General features: G+C 72.0%; 25 protein-coding genes. 7 read left to right on the top strand and 18 right to left on the bottom strand.

The window, feature by feature from the left end:
- Positions 1-38 precede the first annotated feature (38 nt).
- Positions 39-719, bottom strand: a complete 681-nt coding sequence (locus tag OG906_RS16160) for a response regulator transcription factor (RefSeq protein WP_030009598.1) — start codon at positions 717-719, stop codon at positions 39-41.
- Entirely contained in the window at positions 716-1954 is a 1239-nt protein-coding gene (locus tag OG906_RS16165) for a sensor histidine kinase (RefSeq protein ID WP_053680830.1), read from the bottom strand. Before OG906_RS16165 ends, OG906_RS16160 begins: the two co-directional genes overlap by 4 nt.
- Before the next feature lie 230 nt (positions 1955-2184).
- Between OG906_RS16165 and phoU the strand changes: the two genes are divergently transcribed.
- Together phoU and OG906_RS16175 are read left to right on the top strand one after the other, a co-directional pair.
- Positions 2185-2862 carry a phosphate signaling complex protein PhoU gene (gene phoU / locus OG906_RS16170; RefSeq protein WP_267801273.1) on the top strand — a complete coding sequence of 226 codons (678 nt, stop codon included), beginning with the start codon at positions 2185-2187 and terminating at the stop codon, positions 2860-2862.
- 232 nt (positions 2863-3094) lie between these two features.
- Positions 3095-3244 (top strand): hypothetical protein, encoded by a 150-nt coding sequence (locus OG906_RS16175; RefSeq protein WP_199826583.1) that lies wholly within the window; start codon positions 3095-3097, stop codon positions 3242-3244.
- 193 nt (positions 3245-3437) lie between these two features.
- Here the strand turns inward: OG906_RS16175 and OG906_RS16180 are convergent, their stop codons facing one another.
- The gene (locus OG906_RS16180; protein WP_329443534.1) at positions 3438-4196 is read right to left on the bottom strand and encodes a phosphoglyceromutase; all 759 of its coding nucleotides are present in this window, start codon (positions 4194-4196) and stop codon (positions 3438-3440) included.
- 207 nt (positions 4197-4403) lie between these two features.
- Between OG906_RS16180 and OG906_RS16185 the strand changes: the two genes are divergently transcribed.
- Positions 4404-5744, top strand: coding sequence for an MDR family MFS transporter (locus OG906_RS16185; RefSeq protein ID WP_329443536.1), 1341 nt, complete (start codon positions 4404-4406; stop codon positions 5742-5744).
- Between the two features lie 89 nt (positions 5745-5833).
- Here the strand turns inward: OG906_RS16185 and OG906_RS16190 are convergent, their stop codons facing one another.
- Both OG906_RS16190 and mshA read right to left on the bottom strand, forming a co-directional pair.
- Positions 5834-6319: a YbjN domain-containing protein gene (locus OG906_RS16190; RefSeq protein WP_267801270.1), complete on the bottom strand. Its 486-nt coding sequence runs from the start codon at positions 6317-6319 to the stop codon at positions 5834-5836.
- On the bottom strand, positions 6312-7694 hold the full coding sequence (mshA, locus tag OG906_RS16195; protein WP_329443538.1) for a D-inositol-3-phosphate glycosyltransferase: 1383 nt from the start codon (positions 7692-7694) through the stop codon (positions 6312-6314). Before mshA ends, OG906_RS16190 begins: the two co-directional genes overlap by 8 nt.
- A 209-nt stretch (positions 7695-7903) precedes the next feature.
- Here mshA and OG906_RS16200 point away from each other — a divergent pair, with 209 nt between their 5' ends.
- The 3 genes from OG906_RS16200 to OG906_RS16210 all read left to right on the top strand — a co-directional run bounded on the left by OG906_RS16200 (position 7904) and on the right by OG906_RS16210 (position 11667).
- A complete protein-coding gene (locus OG906_RS16200; protein WP_329443541.1) occupies positions 7904-8716 on the top strand; it encodes a class I SAM-dependent methyltransferase in 813 nt (270 codons plus the stop codon).
- 211 nt (positions 8717-8927) lie between these two features.
- Positions 8928-10028 (top strand): C40 family peptidase, encoded by a 1101-nt coding sequence (locus OG906_RS16205; RefSeq protein ID WP_329443543.1) that lies wholly within the window; start codon positions 8928-8930, stop codon positions 10026-10028.
- A 349-nt stretch (positions 10029-10377) separates the two neighbouring features.
- The gene (locus tag OG906_RS16210; protein ID WP_329443544.1) at positions 10378-11667 is read left to right on the top strand and encodes a PP2C family protein-serine/threonine phosphatase; all 1290 of its coding nucleotides are present in this window, start codon (positions 10378-10380) and stop codon (positions 11665-11667) included.
- Positions 11668-11711: 44 nt separating this feature from the next.
- On the opposite strand, the gene OG906_RS16215 is transcribed toward OG906_RS16210, so the two are convergent.
- The 7 genes from OG906_RS16215 to OG906_RS16245 all read right to left on the bottom strand — a co-directional run bounded on the left by OG906_RS16215 (position 11712) and on the right by OG906_RS16245 (position 17106).
- Positions 11712-12050, bottom strand: a complete 339-nt coding sequence (locus OG906_RS16215; protein WP_267801267.1) for a DUF2516 family protein — start codon at positions 12048-12050, stop codon at positions 11712-11714.
- A 129-nt stretch (positions 12051-12179) separates the two neighbouring features.
- Positions 12180-12767 (bottom strand): hypothetical protein, encoded by a 588-nt coding sequence (locus tag OG906_RS16220; RefSeq protein ID WP_329443546.1) that lies wholly within the window; start codon positions 12765-12767, stop codon positions 12180-12182.
- 17 nt (positions 12768-12784) lie between these two features.
- Positions 12785-13201 (bottom strand): helix-turn-helix domain-containing protein, encoded by a 417-nt coding sequence (locus OG906_RS16225; RefSeq protein WP_329443548.1) that lies wholly within the window; start codon positions 13199-13201, stop codon positions 12785-12787.
- A gap of 93 nt (positions 13202-13294) precedes the next feature.
- Positions 13295-14179: an RNA polymerase sigma factor SigJ gene (gene sigJ / locus OG906_RS16230; RefSeq protein ID WP_329443550.1), complete on the bottom strand. Its 885-nt coding sequence runs from the start codon at positions 14177-14179 to the stop codon at positions 13295-13297.
- Between the two features lie 60 nt (positions 14180-14239).
- Positions 14240-15031, bottom strand: a complete 792-nt coding sequence (locus OG906_RS16235; protein ID WP_329443552.1) for a putative protein N(5)-glutamine methyltransferase — start codon at positions 15029-15031, stop codon at positions 14240-14242.
- Between the two features lie 115 nt (positions 15032-15146).
- On the bottom strand, positions 15147-16391 hold the full coding sequence (locus OG906_RS16240; RefSeq protein WP_329443554.1) for a GNAT family N-acetyltransferase: 1245 nt from the start codon (positions 16389-16391) through the stop codon (positions 15147-15149).
- A 94-nt stretch (positions 16392-16485) separates the two neighbouring features.
- Entirely contained in the window at positions 16486-17106 is a 621-nt protein-coding gene (locus OG906_RS16245) for an RsiG family protein (protein ID WP_267801260.1), read from the bottom strand.
- 132 nt (positions 17107-17238) lie between these two features.
- On the opposite strand from OG906_RS16245, the gene dtd reads away from it, so the two are divergent.
- On the top strand, positions 17239-17664 hold the full coding sequence (dtd, locus tag OG906_RS16250; RefSeq protein WP_267801259.1) for a D-aminoacyl-tRNA deacylase: 426 nt from the start codon (positions 17239-17241) through the stop codon (positions 17662-17664).
- A gap of 45 nt (positions 17665-17709) precedes the next feature.
- Here the strand turns inward: dtd and ygfZ are convergent, their stop codons facing one another.
- The 6 genes from ygfZ to OG906_RS16280 all read right to left on the bottom strand — a co-directional run bounded on the left by ygfZ (position 17710) and on the right by OG906_RS16280 (position 21822).
- The gene (gene ygfZ / locus OG906_RS16255; RefSeq protein WP_329443557.1) at positions 17710-18714 is read right to left on the bottom strand and encodes a CAF17-like 4Fe-4S cluster assembly/insertion protein YgfZ; all 1005 of its coding nucleotides are present in this window, start codon (positions 18712-18714) and stop codon (positions 17710-17712) included.
- A 19-nt stretch (positions 18715-18733) separates the two neighbouring features.
- Complete coding sequence (locus tag OG906_RS16260; protein WP_267801257.1) at positions 18734-19201, bottom strand: Fur family transcriptional regulator; 468 nt, start codon at positions 19199-19201, stop codon at positions 18734-18736.
- Positions 19202-19280: 79 nt separating this feature from the next.
- Entirely contained in the window at positions 19281-19853 is a 573-nt protein-coding gene (locus OG906_RS16265; protein ID WP_329443559.1) for an FABP family protein, read from the bottom strand.
- Positions 19854-20167: 314 nt separating this feature from the next.
- Positions 20168-20431, bottom strand: coding sequence for a DUF3099 domain-containing protein (locus OG906_RS16270; protein ID WP_267801255.1), 264 nt, complete (start codon positions 20429-20431; stop codon positions 20168-20170).
- Positions 20432-20616: 185 nt separating this feature from the next.
- A complete protein-coding gene (locus tag OG906_RS16275) occupies positions 20617-20907 on the bottom strand; it encodes a DUF1416 domain-containing protein (RefSeq protein WP_053680793.1) in 291 nt (96 codons plus the stop codon).
- A gap of 69 nt (positions 20908-20976) precedes the next feature.
- Positions 20977-21822: a sulfurtransferase gene (locus tag OG906_RS16280; RefSeq protein WP_053680791.1), complete on the bottom strand. Its 846-nt coding sequence runs from the start codon at positions 21820-21822 to the stop codon at positions 20977-20979.
- Between the last annotated feature and the right edge of the window lie 160 nt (positions 21823-21982).

Genomic DNA, 21982 nt, shown 5'->3' on the forward strand with positions numbered 1-21982 from the left:
TGGTGCGATCCGACCCGGGTCGGATCGGCGGCGCCGGCCTACGGCTCGAACTTGTAGCCCAGGCCGCGCACGGTGACCAGGTAGCGCGGGGCGCCCGGGTCCGGCTCGATCTTGGCGCGCAGGCGCTTGACGTGGACGTCGAGGGTCTTGGTGTCCCCGACGTAGTCGGCGCCCCAGACCCGGTCGATGAGCTGCATGCGGGTCAGTACGCGGCCCGCGTTGCGCAGCAGCATCTCCAGCAGGTCGAACTCCTTGAGCGGGAGGTCCACCTTGCCGCCGGAGACGGTGACCACGTGCCGGTCGACGTCCATCCGTACCGGACCGGCCTCCAGGGCCGCCGGGGTGACCTCCTCCGGCTCGCCGCGGCGGCGGAGCACCGCGCGGATGCGGGCGACCAGCTCCCGCGAGGAGAAGGGCTTGGTGACGTAGTCGTCGGCTCCTATCTCCAGCCCGACGACCTTGTCGATCTCGCTGTCCTTGGCGGTCACCATGATCACGGGGACGTTGGAACGGCCGCGCAGCTGCCGGCAGACCTCGGTACCGGGCAGGCCGGGGAGCATCAGGTCGAGGAGGACGAGGTCGGCGCCGTTGCGCTCGAACTCGTCGAGCCCGTCGGGCCCGGTCGCGGCGATCGCGACCTCGAAGCCCTCCTTGCGGAGCATGTAGGACAGGGCGTCGCTGAAGGATTCCTCATCCTCGACGACGAGCACTCGGGTCACGGAAGGACCTCCGGGGCAGGGATGGCTGTTTCTGTTTCAAGCAGGGGTCGGGCGGGTGCGGGGGCCGTCGCAGGGGCCTGCGCGGCCGCTTCGGGCAGGCGCAGGGTGAACGTGGAGCCCTGGCCCTCGGAGCTCCACACCGACACCTCCCCGCCGTGCGATGCCGCCACGTGCTTCACGATCGCGAGGCCCAGTCCGGTTCCTCCCGTGGCGCGGGAGCGGGCCGGGTCCACGCGGTAGAAGCGCTCGAAGACACGCTCGCGGTCCTTCTCCGGGATGCCGATGCCCTGGTCGGTCACGGCTATCTCGATCAAGTCTCCTCCCGGCGCGGTGACCCGGCGCGCGGCGATGCCGACGCGGGTGCGGGCCGGGCTGTAGTTGACGGCGTTCTCCACCAGGTTTCCGAGGGCGGCCGCCAGCTGCCCCCGATGTCCCCACACCCGCAGTTCGGCGGTGCCGCCGGCGGCCATGGTGATCTGCTTGGAGGTGGCCGTGTGCCGACAGCGGTCGATGGCCTCGGCCACGAGGGTGTCCACCCGCACGGGCTCCGCGTCCTCCAGGGCCTCGTCGTTCTGCACCCGGGAGAGGTCGATGAGCTCCTGTACGAGGTTGATCAGGCGGGTGGACTCGATCTGCATCCGGCCCGCGAAGCGGCTGACCGCCTCGGGGTCGTCGCAGGCGTCCATGACCGCCTCCGAGAGGAGGGAGATCGCCCCGACGGGGGTCTTCAGCTCGTGCGACACGTTCGCGACGAAGTCGCGGCGCACCGCCTCGATGCGGCGGGCCTCGGTGAGGTCCTCGACGAGCAGCAGCACCAGGCGGGAGCCCAGCGGTGCCACGCGGGCGGAGACCGCGAGGGCCTCGCCGCGGCCGGTGCCGCGGCGGGGCAGGTCCAGTTCGATCTGTCGTATCTCGCCGTCCCGGCGGGTGTCGCGCGCCATGTGGAGCATGGGTTCCACGGCGAGCTTGCCGCCGCGGACCAACCCCAGGGCGTACGCCGCCGAGCTGGCCTTGACCACCGCGTCGCCCTCGTCGAGGACGACGGCGGAGGAGCGGAGCACGGAGAGCACGGTGTCCACGCCGGGCGGGAGCACCGCGTTGATGTCGGGGCGCATGGAGCTCCGGGTGGGGCGGGCCTGGTCGCGCTCGCTCCAGCGGAACGCCAGCATCGCGATCACACCGGTGCAAAGACCGGCGATCGCTGCAGCTGCGGCGACCGCCGCGTTCACGTCCATGCACCCAGGTTAAGCAGGTGCAACGACACTTCCACAGCCGTTCGGGTGGCAGCTCGAACACTCGTCGCCCAGAGTTCACCCTGGCGACGGGGTTGATTCACTTGCGGTGCCGGAGTCGGACGCGTTCGAGGCCCACCGTGGCAACGTGAGGCAAGAAGCCACGCAGCGATAGGGCAGTAGTAGTAAGAGCCCGCGACATCAGCGGGCGAGCAGTCGAGAGAGGGACCACCATGCGCGACGCGTACCACGAGGAACTGGACTCGATCGGAGAAAGCCTGGTCGAGATGGCCCGGCTCGTCGGTTCCGCGATCGGGCGGGCCACGACCTCGATGCTCGACGCCGACCTGAAGCTGGCCGAGAGCGTCATCGCCGGGGACCAGAAGGTCGACGACCTCCAGCACGACCTGGAGGCGCGGGCCATCGCCCTGCTGGCCCGGCAGCAGCCGGTCGCCACCGACCTGCGCATCGTCGTGACCTCGCTGCGGATGAGCGCCGACCTGGAGCGCTCCGGCGACCTGGCGCAGCACGTGGCGAAGCTGGCGCGGCTGCGCTTCCCGGACACGGCGGTACCGCGTGACCTGCACGCGACCATCCTGGAGATGGGTCAGCTGGCGCAGCGCCTGATGGCGAAGGCGGCCGAGGTCATCATCACGAAGGACGTCGACCTGGCCCTCCAGCTGGAGCAGGACGACGACGAGATGGACCAGCTGCACCGCACGCTGTTCCAGCACCTGATGGACGACCGCTGGAAGCACGGCATCGAGACGGCCGTCGACGTGACGCTGCTGGGCCGGTACTACGAGCGGTTCGCGGACCACGCGGTGTCGGTCGCGAAGCGCGTCGTGTACCTGGTGACGGGCGAGCACGCGGACGAGCTCCAGCAGCCGACGCAGGTGGAGGGCGTCTGACGCGTGTGACGCGTCGGACGGGGTCGGGGCGGGGGTCCTCGCGGGTCGGGGCGGGCGTACTCGCGGGTCGGAGCGGGGGTCCTCGCGGGTCGGAGCGGGCGCCGGGCGGATCGGGGCGAGCCCCAATGCGCCGTTGACGCGCCGGTGCGGCTGGGCATGAATGAGGCGAAGGCACGAAGGCACCACGCCGTACGACGACGACCTGTGCGCACGCCGCCTGCGAGGAGGATCCATGTCCGATTCCCCCGTCCCCATCACCCCGGAACACGAGCAGCCGCAGCCCCGGGAACCGCTCCGCCTGCCGTTGCTCGCGGCCTGTGGGTGCGGCTCGGGCTGCGGCTGCGGCTGCCAGTCCGGCGCCCCCTGCCAGTGCGGCGGCTGACGCCGCCCGCACGTACGCACGTAAGCGAGGGCCCCGTCCGATCCCGTCGGAGGGGGCCCTACGCGCGGTTCGGTGTGTTCGCCGGCGTGGCCGACGTGACCTGCCCATCCCTCCGGCGCCGCCCGGCCCCGGCCCAACGAGAAGCCCCCACCCGCCAGGTATCGGCGGGTGGGGGCTGGTTCGTGCGTGGGGGTTACTTCTTGCCCTGGTTCTTGACGGCCTCGATGGCGGCCGCGGCGGCGGCCGGGTCGAGGTAGGTGCCGCCCGGCTTGAGGGGCTTGAACTCGGCGTCCAGCTCGTAGGCGAGCGGGATGCCGGTCGGGATGTTGAGGCCCGCGATGTCCTCGTCGGAGATGCCGTCCAGGTGCTTGACCAGGGCGCGCAGCGAGTTGCCGTGCGCGGCGACCAGGACGGTGCGGCCGGCGAGCAGGTCCGGGACGATGCCGTCGTACCAGTACGGCAGCATGCGGACGACGACGTCCTTGAGGCACTCGGTCTTCGGGCGCAGCTCCGGCGGGATGGTCGCGTAGCGCGGGTCCTCGGACTGCGAGTACTCCGTGCCGTCTTCGAGGGCCGGCGGCGGGGTGTCGTACGAGCGGCGCCACAGCATGAACTGCTCCTCGCCGAACTCGGCGAGGGTCTGGGCCTTGTCCTTGCCCTGGAGGGCGCCGTAGTGGCGCTCGTTCAGGCGCCAGGAGCGGTGGACGGGGATCCAGTGGCGGTCGGCTGCCTCCAGCGCCATCTGCGCGGTGCGGATCGCGCGCTTCTGGAGCGAGGTGTGCACGACGTCGGGGAGCAGGCCGGCGTCCTTGAGCAGCTCACCGCCGCGGACCGCCTCCTTCTCGCCCTTCTCGTTGAGATTGACGTCCACCCAGCCGGTGAACAGGTTCTTCGCGTTCCACTCGCTCTCGCCGTGACGGAGGAGGATCAGCTTGTACGGTGCGTCGGCCATGCGTACGAGCCTAATGGACGCCTCGGGGCGCTCGCGCGCGGTGTGCCAGGGGGATCGGGGGCCTTTCGTACGGGCCGCAGGACCCTCTCGTTCGGCCCTCCGGAGGGCCTCGTTTGACGCTCGGCGTCAATTGACTGGCGGGGCACCACGGGCGTTCGTAGCATGCGGAAAGCCGTAGAGGCACTTACATCTCCTGGGGGAATCCGTATGTTCACAGGCCGTTTGACGCGGATTGCCCGGGAAAGCGTGGGGGGTCTTCCGCGCGCGTTCTGGTGGCTGTGGACGAGCACCCTCGTCAACCGGCTCGGGGCCTTCGTCGCCACGTTCATGACGTTGTACCTGACCCTGGAGCGGGGCTACTCGGGCTCGTTCGCCGGTCTGGTGGTGGCCCTGCACGGGCTGGGCGGTGTGATGTCCTCGCTGGTCGCGGGGGTGATGACCGACCGGCTGGGGCGACGGCCGACGCTGGTGGCGGCGCAGGCGTCGACGGCGTTCTCGGTGGTGCTGTTGGGCTTCATGGAACACCCGGCGGCGATCGCCGCGGTGGCCCTGCTCGTGGGCATGACCTCGAACGCCTCGCGGCCGGCGGTGCAGGCGATGATGGCGGACATCGTGCGGCCGGAGGACCGGGTCCGGGCGTTCGCGTTGAACTACTGGGCGATCAACCTGGGCTTCGCCGTGTCCGCGACGGTGGCGGGGTTCATCGCCGAGTACAGCTACCTCGCCGGGTTCCTGGGCGAGGCCGCGCTGACCCTGGTGTGCGCGGTGTTGGTGTTCGTGAAGCTGCCCGAGTCCCGGCCGGAGAAGAGCGCCGCGGAGAAGGCGGCGGCCGAGCCCGAGATCGGGATGGGGACGGTGCTGCGGGACGGCCGGTTCATGGGTGTGGTCGGGCTGTCGTTCCTGATCTCGCTGATCTTCATGCAGGGGTCGTTCGGACTGCCGCTGGCCATGGGCGAGGCCGGGTTCTCCACGGGTGACTACGGGCTCGTCATCGCCGTGAACGGGGTGCTGATCGTGCTGCTCCAGATCCCGGTCACCCGGTTCATCGAGCACCGGGACCCGCAGATGCTGCTGGTCCTGTCGGCGCTGCTGGCCGGGTACGGGTTCGCGCTGACGGCCTTCGGCGGGGCCGTGTGGAGCCTGGGGCTGGCCGTGTGCGTGTGGACGCTGGCCGAGATCGTGAACTCGCCGACCCAGATGGGGCTGGTCGCCCGGTTGTCCCCGCTGCACGGCCGGGGCCGCTACCAGGGCATGTACACGCTGTCCTGGGCCGTGGCCTCGCTGGTCGCGCCCCTGATGGCGGGGTTCACGATCGACCGGTTCGGGGCGTCGTGGCTGTGGGCCGGCACGGCCGGTCTGGGCACGGTGGCGGCGCTGGGCTACTGGCTGCTGATGCGCAACCTGCCCGAGGTGGGCGATGCGGCGGCGCCGGCTGTCCCGGTGGTCGAGGCCCCGGTCCCGGCCCAGGTGCCGGCGGCTCAGCCCGCCTCGGTGGTCCAGGCGCCGACGCCGGAGCGGACACCGGCCGCGACGCCGGCCGAACTCTGACGCGGCCCCCGCGCGAAGGCTCCGCCGCTCGAAGGCCCCCTGCTCGAAGGCGCGATGTCGCGCAGGGCGTCAGCGGGTCGCGCGGGGCGTCACTCCGGGCGGGTCAGGTGCTTGAAGGCGTCGAGGTTGTAGGTCGGTTCGCCGCGGGAGACCCGCCATTCGTACTCGCGGCGGATGGCGCTCGCGAAGCCGAGTTCCAGCAGGGTGTTGAAGGCGCCGTCCGCCGCCTCCAGGACGGTGCCCAGGAGTCGGTCCAGGTCGTCCGGGGTGACCACGGACAGCGGGAGTCGGGCCGTCAGGTACACGTCGCCGAGGCGGTCGACGGCGTAGGCCATGCCGTACAGCTTGAGGTTGCGCTCCAGCAGCCAGCGGTGGACGCCCGCCGCGTTCTCGTCGGGGTGCCTGATGACGAAGGCGTTGACCGACAGGGAGTGCTTGCCGACCCGCAGCGAGCAGGTCGTGGAGAGCTTGCGGGTGCCGGGGAGCTGGACGACGTAGGTGCCCGGGTCCGGGTTCTCCCAGCCCAGCTCGGCGCCGTTCAGCGTGGCTTCGATGATCGCGGCGGTGTCAGCCATGGTGGGAGCGTACGCGACGGCGATGATCATGCATGGCCGCGGTGTAGACGTCGGCGGTGCCGGCGGCCGCGGTGTCCCAGCCGAAGAACTGCGCGTGCCGGGCCGCCTCGCCGCCCATCCGGTCCGTGAGCCCCGGGTCGTCCACGAAACGCCGCAGCTCGCGGGCGTAGTCCACCGGGTCGTGGCCGGGTACGAGGATGCCCGTGACCCCGTCGTTGACGGCCACCGGCAGGCCGCCGACCTCGGCGGCCAGGACGGGCGTGCCCGTGGCCTGGGCCTCCAGGGCGACGAGCCCGAAGGATTCGTTGTACGAGGGCATGACCAGCACGGAGGCCGCGCGGAACCAGTCCGCGAGCCGGTCCTGCGCGACCGGCGGCTGGAAGTGCACGAGGTCCGCGATGCCGAGTTTCGCCGTGAGTTTCTGCAGGCCCTCCGGCTTGGCGAGCCCGCTGCCGCTCGGCCCGCCGACGACGGGGACGAAGAGCCGCCCGCGCAGCGTCGGATCCCGGTCCACCAGTTCCGCGACGGCCCGCAGCAGGACGTCGGGGGCCTTGAGGGGCTGGATGCGGCCCGCGAAGAGGGGGATGACCGCGTCCTGGGGCAGCCCGAGGCGGGCGCGGGCGGCGGCGCGGCCGTCGCCGACGGTGAACCGGTCGAGGTTCACGCCGGGGTGGACGACGGCCACCTTCCCGGGGTCGGCCTCGTAGTGCCGTACGAGTTCGTCCGCCTCCTCGGCGGTGTTCGCGATCAGCCGGTCGGCGGCGGAGACGATCTGGGTCTCGCCGATGACGCGGGCGGCCGGCTCGGGCGTGTCGCCCTCGGCCAGCGCCGCGTTCTTGACCTTGGCCATGGTGTGCATGGCGTGGACGAGGGGCACGCCCCAGCGTTCGGCGGCGAGCCACCCGACGTGGCCGGAGAGCCAGTAGTGGGAGTGGACGAGGTCGTAGTAGCCGGGGCGGTGCCCGGCCCAGGCCTGCATCACGCCGTGGGTGAAGGCGCACAGCTGCGCCGGCAGCTCCTCCTTGGCGAGGCCCTCGTAGGGGCCCGCGTCCACGTGTCGTACGAGGACGCCGGGGGCCAGCTCGACCGCCGGTGGAAGCCCTCCGGTGGTGGCCCGGGTGAAGATCTCGACCTCGATGTTGATCGCGGCGAGGCGCTTGGCGAGCTCGACGATGTACACGTTCATCCCGCCCGCGTCGCCGGTCCCCGGCTGGTGCAGCGGTGAGGTGTGCACGCTGAGCATGGCGACGCGGCGCGGCTTGCGGTGGTGGCCGACGGCCGGGAGGCGCAGGCGCGGCGGGTCGTGACGGGTGCTGCGGGCGGCGGCTATCCGACCGCTGATGCTGCCGCCGAGGCGGGACACGTACTGGCTCAAGGGAGCAGTTCCTCTCGCTCGGACGACTCGGGCGACTCGTACGACGCGTACACCGGGTGCCGCGCGGACGGCATGGCGAACGGAGCGCGGGCGGCGCTCTTCCAGCAGTGCAACCCGTACGGCGGTGCCCCGCATTCCGGGGGGCGCCGTTTTCCTCGGTCGTTTGCCGGATTTTTATGTTGGGTGCGCGCTCCGCATACGCTCGGCGCATGGCCTCCCGCAGCACCCCGCCGCCCCCGAGACGCCCTGTGGGCACGGTGACGCGCGGGACGACGAACCCGAACCGTCTGCGTCGCATGGACCGCTGGATCGCGGCGACGCACGGGGCGGCGCTGCGGCGGGCGACGGCCCCGGTCGCGGTCGACCTCGGTTACGGGGCGGCGCCGTGGACGGCGGTGGAACTGCTGGCGCGGCTGAGGGCGGCGGCCCCCGCCGTGCGGGTGGTCGGCATCGAGATCGAGCCGGCCCGGGTGGCGGGTGCCAAGCCGTACGAGCGGGAGGGCCTGGCCTTCCGGCACGGCGGCTTCGAGGTGCCCCTGGACGGCGGCGAGGCACCGATGCTGATCCGCGCCGCGAACGTGCTGCGGCAGTACGACGAGGAGCGGGTCGAGGAGGTGTGGCGGCTGCTGTGCGCCCGGCTGGCCCCCGGCGGGCTGCTCGTCGAGGGGACCTGCGACGAGATCGGGCGCCGGCACGTGTGGGTCGGGCTCGGTCCGGAGGGGCCGCGCACGGTGACGTTCGCGACCCGGCTGGGGTCGCTGGAGCGGCCGTCGGACCTGGCCGAGCGGCTGCCGAAGGCGTTGATCCACCGGAACGTCCCGGGTGAGCCGGTGCACGCGTTCCTGCGCGACTTCGACCGGGCGTGGGCGGCGGCGGCCCCCTACGCCTCGTACGGGGCGCGGCAGCGCTGGATCCGCACGGCCCGGGCGCTGGCCGGGACTTGGCCGCTGGCGGACGGGCCGGTGCGGTGGAGGCAGGGGGAACTGACGGTGCGGTGGGAGGCGTTGCGCCCTTCGGGGTGAACCTCGCGTGTCGGGGAACCCGTGCCCGGAGCGGCCCGTTGAGTCGGCAGGGGCGGGCGCGACGTGGCCGGTGATGATCAGGGGGGCATCCGCAAGGGTGTCGGAATTCACGGACTCGTGGCACCATCCCGAAGGCAGTGCCAAGTTACTGATGAATAGTCAGATCTGATGTGGGATGACACCGGTCTGACGCGGGGCACCTGGGGGGACCATGGGGACCGTGAAGCGAGCGCACCGACGGGGCGCATCCGCTCTCACACTGCTGTGCGCGATGGCGATACTGACGGCCCCGGGCCTCGGACTCTCGGGGACGGCGTACGCGGCGCCCGCGGCTCCCTCCGTGCCCGGAGCGCCGGCGGCGCCCGCGCCCGAACCGGGGGCCAAGTCCCTGGAGCAGATCCGCAAGGAGATAGAGGATCTGTACCGCCAGGCCGGAAGCGCCACGGACGCCTACAACCTCGCGGAGAGCGAGACGAAGGTCCAGTCGGAGCGGATCGTCCAGATCGCGCAGTTGATCGTGGCCGGCCGGGAGCGGATCAGCGGGCTGAAGGACCGGGCCGGCGCCGCCGCCCGGGCCCAGTACCGCTCGGGCGGACTGCCGGCGGGCGCGCGGCTGGTGCTGAGCGACAGTCCGAGCCAGTTCCTGGACTCCAAGGACCGGCTGCGGCAGGGCGAGAAGGCCACCACGGACCTGCTGACCGAGCTCGACCGCACCCAGCACGACCTCCAGCGGTACGCGAAGGACGCGAGCACGGTCTGGCAGAAGCTGGAGACGAACCGGGTCGAGCGCGAGAAGTCCAAGAAGCGGATCGAGGAGAAGATCAAGGCCGCGCAGGACCTGGAGAGCAAGCTGGCGGCCGAGGAGAAGGCCCGGCTGCTCCAGCTGGAGCAGGAAGCCCAGTACAAGGCGCAGACGCAGTGGCTGTCGTCCGGCGCGATGAAGGACGTCAACGGCAAGGCGACGGACGCGGGCAAGCGGGCGGTCCAGTTCGCCACGGCCCAGATGGGCAAGCCGTACGTGTGGGGCGCCACGGGTCCGGGGTCGTTCGACTGCTCGGGCCTGACCTCACAGGCCTGGCTGGCGGCGGGGAAGGCCATCCCGCGGACCTCGCAGGAACAGCTGCGGCTGCGGAAGGTCGCGGTGAAGGACATGCGGCCGGGCGATCTGATCATCTACTTCGACGACGCGAGCCATGTCGGGATGTACGTCGGGGACGGGGCCATGGTCCACGCGCCGCGCCCCGGCCGGAACGTGACGATGGCGGGCGCGGGCTCGATGCCGATCAAGGCGGTCGTCCGCCCGGACGCGTAGCCGCGGGGCGCGGGACGCGGGGGTTCCCGAGGCGGGGGGGGCGTGCGGGCGCGCGCCTTGCCGGGCCGGGCCCCGGGCGGGTGCCGGGCCGGGTCGGCGGCCTTCGTGTGGGCGGCTTTCACCTGGTACGGGTGGTGAAGCCCACATCCGGCCGTCTCGGCAGGCGGGACTTCGGCTCTCCCGCCGTGAGCTTGGTCATCCCATCAGCCCGCATTTCCCCCGCGATAACGGCATATGACGGAGGCCCTCCCCGGGACCTCCACCGGAACGCCATTCCGCTCTCCCGTTCCGGCCCGCTAGGGTCGAGCGCATGAGCGCACCCTCGGGGGGAGGGAAGGAACCGGAGACGATGCCCGTACCCATACCGCGGCAGAGGGAGAACCCCGCCACGGAGGGCGGCCAGGCCCTGTTGGCCACCGCCGTCGAGCACGTCCCGACCACCATCCCCGTCCCCGTACCCGCGCAGACGTCCCTGACCCTCCTGGTCATCGAGGACGATCCCGCGGGCGGCCTCACCGTGCCCGAGGTACTCGACGCCGACGGCCATCGCATACGGCTGCGCACCGCCCGCAACCTCACCGAGGCCACCCGGCTGCTCACGCCCGACGTGCACTGCATCCTGCTGGACCTGTCGCTCGCGAACCCGGGCCCCGGCGCCGCCGACGACCGGTTTGCCATGCTCCGCGAGGTCCTGCGGCTCGCCCCGCGGCACGCCGTGCTGGTGCTGACCGCCGAGGCCGACGCGGAACACGCCGCCGAGGCGGTACGGGTGGGCGCCCAGGACTACCTCTTCCGCGACGAGCTCGACGGCCGGCTGCTGAGCCGGGCCATCCGCTACGCCGTGGAGAGAAAACGGGCCGACATAGCCCAGTACAAGCTCGCGGAATCGAAGCTCCGGGCCCAGGAGAACGCCCGCCTGGAACGCGGACTGCTCCCGAACCCCCTCCTGGAGGGTTCCGACCTCCGCTTCGCCGCCCGCTACCGGCCCGGCCGCAGCCGGGCCCTGCTCGGCGGGGACTTCTACGACACGGTCCGCACCCCCGACGGCACCGTGCACGCGATGATCGGCGACGTCTGCGGCCACGGCCCCGACGAGGCGGCCCTCGGTGTCGAGCTGCGCATCGCCTGGCGCGCGCTGACCCTCGCGGGACTGTGCGGGGACGATCTGCTGGCCACCCTCCAGGAGGTGCTGGAGGTGGAGCGCCCCTGCGAGGAGATCTTCGCGACGCTGTGCACCGTGGACATCGCCCCGGACGGCCGGCGCGCCGGCCTCTGCCTGGCGGGCCATCCGGCGCCACTGATCTCCCGGCCGGGTCGGGCCGCGCGGCTCCTCCCGTACGAGAACAGCGGGCCGGCGCTCGGGCTGCTCCCCAAGGCCCGCTGGCCCCGCCGCCAGGTGGAGCTGGGCGGCACCTGGAGCCTCATGCTCTACACCGACGGCCTCATCGAGGGGAAGATCGGCGCGGGCAAGGAGCGGCTCGGACAGGACGGAATGGTCGAGATGATCAACCGGCACCTGGATCAGGGGCTGAGCGGTGAGAGCCTCTTGGAGGCCTCCGTCACCGAGGCCCGGCGCCTCAACGGCGGCGAGCTGACCGACGACGTCGCCGTGGTCCTGCTCTCCCGCGCGGAGGGCTGAGCCCCTCCTCCGCGCGGGGGACGCCCGGTCCTCGGCGCGGGAGGCTACCGGCCGCCGTTGTACGGGCCGTACGGGCCGTCGCTGCTGCTGCCGCCGCTGCGCCGACCGCCGCCCGACACCTGCTTGAGGGCCGGTCGGACGTCGACCAGGAAGACGATGGTGGCCACCAGGCCGGCGATCTCCAGGAACAGCATCCCGAGGAAGAAGTCCACGAGGATCGTGATGCCGAGGATGACCAGCCAGAAGGTCTTGGTCTTCTTGTCGGCCGCCCGGTACGCGTCGTCGCGCGCCATCAGCGCGAACACGAAGGCCACGACGGCGAGCGCCAGCATGGCGAACCCGAGCAACGGGATGACCCCGTTGTCGAAACCGTTCATCAACATCGCCTCGACCACCTTCTTCCGCTTCTGATGCCGTTCGCCCCCACGCTACCGGGGAAGCCGGCCCTCACCCATGACAACGGACCGGACACCTTCCCGGTGCCCGGTCCGTCATGCGTCGGATCGGTCGGATCAGCTCTCGTCGCCGGTCGCGGCGACCGCCGTCTTCTTCACGGTGCTCTTGCGCGCAGTGGTCTTCCGCGCGGCCGGCTTCTCCTCGGCGGGGGCCTCGGCGGAGGCGTCGGCGGCCACCGGCTCGGCGACCGGTTCCGTCTTCGCGGGCGCCGCCGGCTCCACGACCTCGGCGATGTCGACGATCTCGTCGGTCAGCTCACCGCGCCACGCCCGTACGGCCTGCTCGCCGTGCTCGGCGACCTTGTCGTACGTCTCCTTGGCGCGCACCGCGTACTCGGCGGCCACGCCCACGCCGCGCAGGGCCAGGTCCTGGGCGGTCTCGCCCAGCTTCTTCGGGTCGATCGCGCCGAAGACCTCGGCGACCTTGGCGGTCACCGCCTCCTGCGCCCCCTTGGCCCTCTCCTGGACGACCTTCGGGTCGGTGTTCTTCACGGCCTCGATGCGGGCGGGGGCCTCGGCGCGCAGCTGCTCGATGAGCCCGGGCACCTTCTTGGCCTGCTGCACCGCGAGGTCGGCGGTGCCGGCGGCGAAGTAGAGCGGGGTCGGGTCGGTGAGGGTCTTCTTCAGGTCATCGGCGATGGCCATGTGCTGGTCCTCCCGGATCACAGTCGGTTCGTATGGGGCGGCTCGTCGTCGGCATCGACCGTCGCGGCGGCGTCGGCGGCGGCCGCGGCCGGCGCGTTCTCCTTGCGGAACGAGTCGTAGATCTGGAGCAGCACCTGCTTCTGCCGCTCGTTGAGGGACGGGTCGGCGAGGATGACGGCCCGCGTCTCGACCTCGTCCCGATCGCGCTCGTCCAGGATTCCGGCCTGCACGTACAGCGTCTCCGCGGAGATCCGCAGCGCCTTGGCCAGTTGCTGGAGGATGTCCGCGCTCGGCTTGCGCAGCCCGCGCTCGATCTGGCTCAGGTACGGGTTCGACACCCCTGCGGCGTCGGCCAGTTGCCGCAGCGAAAGCTGGGCCTGCCGCCGCTGCTCACGGAGGTATTCGCCGAGGTTCCCGACGTTGAGCGATGCCATGCCCCGATCCTGCCGCACCTTGCTAACTATTGCAAGCAGACGCTTGCAATAGCTCCCACCGGGTGAGGGACGGCACCCGGCCGGGGCCGTGACTCAGAGGTCGAGGGCGCTCAGGTCGAGGGCGCTCAGGCGTTCGGGGTCGGCCAGGACGTCGATGGCGACGATCCTGCCGCCGACGACCGTGAAGGCCATCAACGACAGGCGGCGGCCGTCCATGACGACCATGACGCCGGCCGTCCCGTTGATCAGCGCGGGGCGGGCGAACGGCGACAGGGAACCGAAGGTGATCGCCTGCGAGGCCACCGTGCGGGCGCCGTTGAACACCAGCGTGTGGCGGGCGCGCGTCACTCCGCCGTCGGAGCGCAGGACCACGTCGGGGTCGAGCACCGAGACGAGCGCCTCGAAGTCGCCGTCCCGCGCCGCGGCGAAGAAGGCGCTGACCACCTGGCGTTGGAGCCCGAGGTCCGGGTCGGGGGCGGGCGCCCTGCCGCGCACCCGGCGGCGGGCCCGGCTCGCGAGCTGCCGGGTCGCGGCGGGGGTCTTCTCGATCATCGGGGCGATCTCGTCGAAGGGCACGGCGAACATGTCGTGCAGGACGAACGCGAGCCGCTCCGCCGGCGCCAGCGATTCGAGGACGACCAGCAGGGCCAGGCCCAGGGAGTCCGCCAACAGGGCCTGCTGTTCCGGGTGGAGACCGTCCTCGCCGCTGACGATCGGGTCGGGGGTCCGGGACTCCAGCGGGTCCTCGCGGCGGGTCGCCCTGGAGCGCAGCATGTTCAGGCACACCCGGCCGACGACCGTGGTCAGCCAGGCCGCCATGTTCTCGATGGCGTCGGCGTCGGTGCGGTCCAGGCGCAACCAGGCCTCCTGGACCGCGTCATCGGCCTCGCTGACCGAGCCGAGCATCCGGTAGGCCACCGCGCGCAGCCTCGGCCGGTGCTCCTCGAAACGATCCGCCTGCCGGGCCCCGTGGTCCACCGCGCGTCCCTTCCCCCGTCGGCCCGCCCGTCCGTCGACTCCCCTGGAACGACGGGCCGTTCAGGCGCCCGGTCGGGCGCCGATCACCACGTTCGCATACAGCTCCCGCGAGCCGACCGCCCGTACCGTGAGGCCGCCCGCCGCCAGCGCCGACGCCGTCACCGGGGACTGCCGGGCGCTCGTCTCGATCAGCAGGTGCCCGCCCGGCGCCAGCCAGCGCAGCGCCCCGGCCGCGACCCGGCGGTGGACGTCCAGACCGTCGGCGCCGCCGTCCAGGGTGGCCGGCGGTTCGTGTTCGCGGGCCTCCGGCGGCAGGAGGCCGATCTCCTCGGTGGGCACGTAGGGGGCGTTGACCACCAGGACGTCCACCCGCCCCGCGAGGTCCTCGGGCAGCGCCGCGTACAGGTCGCCCCGGTGGACGCTCCCGCCGTACGGGGCCACGTTCCGGCGGGCGTAGTCGACGGCCACCTCGTCGATGTCCGACGCGTGCAGCTCGACGCCCGGGACCTGCGAGGCCACGGCCGCGCCCAGCGCGCCCACGCCGCAGCACAGGTCGACGACCACCGCGCCGGGCCGGGCGAGCGCCATGGCCTCCCGCGCGAGGAACTCGCTGCGCCGGCGCGGTACGAACACCCCCTCGCCCACCTCCATCCGCAGGCCGCAGAAGTCGGCCCAGCCCACCACCATCTCCAGCGGCTCGCCGGCGACCCGGCGGGCCAGCATGCCCGCCAGGTGTCCGTCGTCCCGCGCGGCGGCCGTCAGCAGGTCCGCCTCCTCCTCCGCGAAGACACAGCCGGCCGCGCGCAGGCGTTCCACGAGTGTTGCCACGTACCTCAGCCCTCGGTTTCCCATCCGGTGACGTCCAGGGTCTCCGGCCGTGCCGGATCCGCCGGGATGTCGATTGCGACGATACGGCCGTCGCGCACCGTGATCTCCATGTCCTTGACGGGGTACGGGAACGGGCCGGTCAGAAGACGTCCGGGCACCACGGCCGGCGAGCGGTGCGGAAGGCCGCGTCCGCGAGCGCGAGCGCCCCCGGCCGTTCCTCCGTGACCTGCCCCAGCGCGGCCAACCGGACCGCCGACTCGTCGCCGAGGTACAGGGATCCCAGCGCGGACACGTCGAGACGCAGGTCGGCGGGCTCCTCCGTACGGGCGCAGGCGCCGGTGCCCGTGTCGAGCCGGTAGCGCCCGTCGGCCAGGCCCGCCGCGTCGGCGACCTCCAGGACGAGGACCCCGGGCACGGCGTACGTCCGCGCGCTCAGTGCCCGTACGACGTCGAGCAGCCGCACCCACAGGAAGTCGGCGGCGGTCACCAGGCGCGCGGCCCGCGGATCGGGCAGCAGCAGGGGGGCGAGGTCGTCGGGGGCCCGGTAGCCGGTGCGGACCTTCTGCACCCAGTCGATGGAGCACAGGAAGTGCCACAGGGCCCGCTGCGCGTCGGCGGTGACCGCGATCAGGTCCTTGACCTGCACGGTGTTCTGCGGGAGCTTCGCGTCGCTCCATTGGTCGTCGGCCCGGTAGACGGCGATCCCGGCGGGTTCGCCGTCGGCCGTGCGGTGGACGGCGTGGAACGACTCCTTGTAGGGGCGGTGGGACATCTGCTCCGTGCCGGACGCCAGGTTCCACCAGCGTTCGTCGCGGTTGATGGTGCCGTGCGCGTGCGCGCGCAGCCGCTCGTGCAGGGCGGCGCCGATCCGGCGGGCCTCGGCCGCGTCCACCAGGTCGACGCGGCCGCCGTCACCGGGCCCGGACCACCGCGGATCCAGGCCGGTGCGGGCCACCTCGATCTCCCACTCGGCGATCGAGGCGGCGGGCCCGTAGCCGTACCGTCCGTAGATCGGGTACTCGGCGGCGATCAGCGTGGACAGCACGTCGCCGCGCTCCTTCGCGGCCGTCAGGTCGGCGCGCATCATCCGCGTCAGCAGGCCCCGGCGGCGGTGCGTGGGCGACACGGTGACGTTGGAAACGGCGTCGGCGGCGACGACGGCCCCGCCGGGGACGGTCAGCTCCTGCGGGAACGACCGGAAGGTGGCGACGCAGCGGCCGGTCTCGGAGTCGAAGGCGCCCTGGGTGCGGGCCAGGTCGCCGTACTCGGCGCGTTGGTCGACGTCGGAGTCGGTGACCGGGGCGGTGGTGAGGAAGCCGGTGTTCAAGGCTCGGAGCCAGTCGGGGAGTTCGGAGGCGGCGATCGGCCGGACGTCGGTGCTCATGGCCGGCCACGCTAACCGCCCCGCCGCGGGCGCGTCGCCTGAATTTCCGCCGCCCGGAAGGGCCCGCTCGCCGCCGGCCCCGGCGCCCCGACGACTACGCCAGCAGGTCGTCCACCTGTGCCTCGCCCTCCCGGTACCGGCGGGTGATCTCCGCGCCGGCCTCGTCGGCGGTGCGCTGCAACTGCTGCCGGCGCCGCGAGACCTGCTGTTCGTAGCGCACCAGCCGGCCCATGGCCTCGTGCAGTTCGCCGTCCGTGCGGGCGCCCAGGTCCGACAGCTCCACGTCGCAGAGCATCTCGGCCTCCAGCAACCGGAACGCCTCGCTGTGCGGGGCGGCCAGCGTCACGTGTCGGGCGGAGGCGCTGCGGCTGGACGGGGCGTCGGCGAGGATCTCCGAGAGCCGGTCCACCACCGGCGTCTCGGGGTTCGCGCGCCGGGCCGCCTCGGGGTCGCAGCGGCGGGCGAGTTCGGCGCGCAGGATGTCGATGCGGCCGTGCAGGAGTCTGCGTACGTAGCTCAGATCGGCTTCGTCGCGCTGCGCGTCCCGGCGCAGGGCACGCAGTTCGGGCAGCCCGAGCGCGGTGGCGGGGGTGGTCGGCCCCTGCGACTCGCCGGTGCGCTGCGCGGGCGGTCTCAGCGCCGCCGCCGCGACGTCGGCGGTCGTCGCCGTCGTCGCCGAAGCGGGCGCAGGTACGGAGGTACCAGAGATATTCATGTGAACGTGTCCGTCCCCTCGACCGGTGCCGGAGGCACCGCCTGCGTGCATCGTGCCACTCTCCGTGGTGTGGATGCAGTCCCACTGCACCCGATCGGCCCCGGACGGGTGCACGCCTGATACACAGGTGGTATGCGAGCAGTGGTGCAGAGGGTGGACGGCGCGAGCGTCGTGGTGGCCGGCGAAACCGTCGGGGAGATCGTCGGCGAGGGGCTGTGCGTCCTGGTCGGGGTCACCCACGACGACACCCCGCAGAAGGCGGAGCTGCTGGCCCGCAAGCTGTGGTCGGTGCGGATCCTGGAGGCGGAGAAGTCCTGTAGCGACGTGAACGCCCCGCTGCTGGTGATCTCCCAGTTCACGCTCTACGGAGACGCGCGCAAGGGCCGCCGCCCCACCTGGAACGCGGCGGCGCCCGGCCCGGTGGCCGAGCCGCTGGTCGACGAGGTCGTGGCGCGGCTGCGGGCGCTGGGCGCGACGGTGGAAACGGGCCGGTTCGGGGCGGACATGCGCGTCTCGCTGACCAACCACGGCCCGTTCACCCTCGTCATCGACGTGTAGGGATCCTCGTCGGGGCGGCGGGATCCGCACCGGCGCACGCGCCCGTCACGGCGCGACGACGACCTCCTGCGCGGCGGCCGTCTTCCCGACGAGCAGCGCCGCGTCCGGCGGGACGTTCCGCTTGACCAGCGCCAACGCGATCGGCCCCAGCTCGTGGTGGCGGACGGCGGTGGTCACGAAGCCCAGCTGCCGGCCCTCCTCGCCGTCGGATGCCAGCCGTACGGGCGTGCCGTGCGCCGGGAGCAGCACCTCGGAGCCGTCCAGGTGCAGGAACACCAGCCGGCGCGGGGGCTTCCCCAGGTTGTGGACACGGGCGACCGTCTCCTGGCCCCGGTAGCAGCCCTTCTGGAGGTGGACGGCGGTGCCGATCCAGCCCAGCTCGTGCGGGATGGTGCGGTGGTCGGTCTCCAGGCCCAGGCGCGGCCGGTGCGACTCCACGCGCAGCGCCTCGTACGCCAGGAGGCCCGCGGCGGGGCCGTGCGAGGCGGCGAACGCCTCCAGGTCCTCGCGGGGCACGAAGACGTCCCGGCCGTGCGCGGTCTCGCGGACGGCGAGTTCCTTGGCGACCTCGGCGATCGAGCCGGCCGGCAGGTGGACGACCCCGAACTCGGCCGTGCGGTCGGTTACTTCGACGCGGTAGAAGAACTTCATGGACTCCAGGTAGGCGATCAGCGCCTCCTGGGTGTCGGGTTCGACGTGCGCCCAGACCGTCTCGCCGTCGTCGACGAGGTACAGGGCGTGCTCGATGTGCCCGTTGGCGGAGAGGATCAGCGCCTCGGTGGCCTGGCCGGGCGGCAGGTCGGTCACGTGTTGGGTGAGCAGCAGGTGCAGCCAGCTCAGCCGGTCCGCGCCGGTGACGGTCACGACACCGCGGTGGGAGAGGTCGACGAACCCCCGGCCGTCCGCGAGGGCGCGTTGTTCGCCGTACAGCTCTCCGTAGTGGGCGGCGACGCCCTCGTCGCGGCCTTCGGCCGGTACGGCGCCGGGGAGATGGAGCAAGGGGCTGCTGGTCATGTCACCAGCGTACGACCCCGGCCGCGCCGATCCCACGGGGTGTCGCGCGGCGGCGCTACGCCTCGGCGGCGCGGTGCTTGGCGGCGTCCTTCGCACAGAGCCCGAAGATCGCGAAGTGCTTCATGTCGGTCTCGAAGCCGAAGGTCGAGCGGAGCTTCGCGGTGAACTCGGCGGCCACGTCCAGATCGGCCTCGATCACCTCGGCGCAGTCGCGGCACACCAGGTGGATGTGGTGGTGCCGGTCGGCGAGGTGGTAGGTGGGGGCGCCGTGTCCGAGGTGGGCGTGCGAGACCAGTTTGAGCTCCTCCAGGAGCTCCAGCGTGCGGTAGACGGTGGAGATGTTGACCCCGGAGGCCGTCCTGCGGACCTCGACGAGGATCTCGTCGGGGGTCGCGTGCTCCAGTGCGTCGACCGCTTCGAGCACGAGTTGGCGCTGCGGGGTCAGCCGGTATCCGCGCTGCCGCAGGTCGCTCTTCCAGTCGAGTCCGCCGTCGGCGGTCCCGGTGCCCTCGGTGCTCACCACCCGGCCAGTGTAAGCGCGCGAAAGGGACCGCGGGCGGTCCCGGGGTCCCCTTCTCGCACAGGCTGTGGAAAACGGCCGATCAGCGGAAGAACGCGATGCCGTCGTCCGGCATGTCCGGCAGGTTGCGCGCCATGTCGGCGATCTCCTCCGGGGTGACGACCTTCTTGAGCTGGGCCGACATGTACGGGCGCAGCTCGACGTCGGGCGTGGACTTCTCGCCGACCCACATCAGGTCGCTCTTGACGTAGCCGTACAGCCGCTTGCCGCCGCTGTACGGGCCGGAGGCCGCCGTGCGGGCCACCGCGTCGGTGATGACGTCGATCTGCGGCTTCTGGTCGGCGAGGTCGCCGTACCAGACCTCGACGACGCCCTGGTCACGGACCATGACGATCTCGACCTTGCGGTCCTTGTCGATGCGCCAGTAGCCGGACTCGGATTCGAGCGGCCGCACCTTGTTGCCCTCGGAGTCGAGCACCCAGGTGTGGGAGGTGTACTCCAGGAAGTCCCGGCCGTCGTGGCTGAAGACGACTTCCTGGCCGAAGTTGCACTTCTCCTCGCCGGGGAAGTCGAAGACTCCCGCACCCTCCCAGTTGCCGAGGAGGAAGGCGAGCGGGACGAGGCCCGGGTTCAGGTCGGACGGGATCTGGATCATGTATGGCTGCTCAGGCGATCTGTGGGAGGGATCCGGGAGGGACGGCTGCCGATCAGGGGGTCAGCGCTGGCCCTGGTACAGCTTCTTCACGGCCAGGGCGGTGAAGGCGAGCACGCCGACGCAGACCAGGACCAGCAGGGCGGAGAAGAAAATCTCAAGCACGGGAGGTGCTCCTCGGAGGTTGCGTTCGGGGGGTCCCCCCGGGACGGAGTCCCCGGAGGTACGGGGCCGGCCCCAAGCCTACTGGCCCGGGGCCCGACACACTCTGCGAGGTGGGCCGTACCGGTGGCGGGCCCGGCGGTCGGCGGGGCGCGTCATTCGTCGCGGCGGTGCTTCCCGTCCAGTTCGTCCCACCACTCGTCCGACTTCTTGTCGCCCGAGGGGTCGTCCCACCAGCGGTCGTCCGGGCCGCGCCGGTTCGCCATCATCGCGGCGACCGGCGGAATGACCATGGCGACGACGCACATGGCCACGGCGGCCGGCACGGAGAAGAGCCGTACGAAGGACCAGGCCGAGACGAAGAGGAAAAGGCAGCCGCCCATCATGAGGAAGTAGGCGCGGCGCCGCCGGGCGTACATGCCTCCAGCGTAGGTCCGGGACCGGCCGCCGCGCAGGATCCGGGACGGGCCTTCGCGCAGGGTCCGGGGCCGGCCTTCGCGCGGGCCTTCGCGCACGGGCCGGGACGGCACGAAGGGCCGCACCCCGTTCCAGTGGCGTCCAACCCCCTGGGGTGCGGCCCTCCGGCCGTTCTCGTGTGGAGCGATCAGACGGCGATCGCCACGTCCGTCACACCGCCGGCGTCCGCGACGACGACGGCACGGTCCGCCTGGCCGCCCGGGACGAGTGCCCGCAGGGTCCAGGAGCCGGTGGCGGCGTAGAAGCGGAACTGGCCGGTCGCGGAGGTCGGGACCTCCGCGGTGAACTCGCCGGTCGAGTCCAGCAGCCGCACGTAACCGACGACGGGCTCGCCGTCCTTGGTCACCTGGCCCTGGATGGCGGTCTCACCGGGCTTGAGGGTGGCGAGGTCGGGCCCGCCGGTCTTTGCTCCACACATGTCTCTGTCCTGTCCTGGAGGGGTCGTACGTACGTGCTGCGGGCGCGCGGCCCCGCGCGCCCGCAGGGGCTACTTGGCGGCGCCGAGCTCGATCGGCACGCCGACGAGCGAGCCGTACTCGGTCCACGAACCGTCGTAGTTCTTGACGTTCTCCTGGCCCAGGAGCTCGTGCAGCACGAACCACGTGAGCGCGGAGCGCTCACCGATGCGGCAGTAGGCGATGGTGTCCTTCGCCAGATCGACCTGCTCGGCCTCGTAGAGGGCGGTCAGCTCGTCGTCGGACTTGAAGGTGCCGTCGTCGTTGGCGTTCTTCGACCACGGGATGTTGCGGGCGCTCGGCACGTGGCCGGGGCGCTGCGACTGCTCCTGCGGAAGGTGCGCCGGCGCGAGCAGCTTGCCGGAGAACTCGTCGGGCGAGCGGACGTCGACCAGGTTCAGGGAGCCGATCGCGGCGACGACGTCGTCGCGGAAGGCGCGGATGGACTTGTCCTGGGCCTTGGCCTTGTACTGGGTGGCCGGGCGGTTCGGGACGTCCTTGCCGTCGACCAGGTCGCGGGAGTCGAGCTCCCACTTCTTGCGGCCGCCGTCGAGGAGCTTGACGTCCTGGTGGCCGTAGAGCTTGAAGTACCAGTAGGCGTAGGACGCGAACCAGTTGTTGTTGCCGCCGTAGAGGACGACGGTGTCGTCGTTGGAGATGCCCTTGGCGGAGAGGAGCTTCTCGAAGCCCTCCTGGTCCACGAAGTCACGGCGGACCGGGTCCTGGAGGTCGGTCTTCCAGTCGATCCGCACGGCGTTGGTGATGTGGTTCTTGTCGTAGGCGGACGTGTCCTCGTCCACCTCGACGATGACGACGTCGGCGTCGTTCAGGTGGGCCTCGACCCAGTCGGCGTCTACGAGGACGTCGCTGCGGCTCATGGTGTTCTCCTCCGGGGCAGTGTGCGGCGGGGCTGTGCTGGTGCTGCTGGATGGTGCTGCGGGTGCGTGCCGCGGACGGATCGGCCTCGCGGTACCCGGGCGGGGAGGCGTCGGGCGAGCGGAAGGCGGGGTGCGGTCACGCGGGGAAGGCCAGTCGTCC

Source organism: Streptomyces sp. NBC_01426 (assembly GCF_036231985.1).
Lineage (GTDB): Bacteria > Actinomycetota > Actinomycetes > Streptomycetales > Streptomycetaceae > Streptomyces.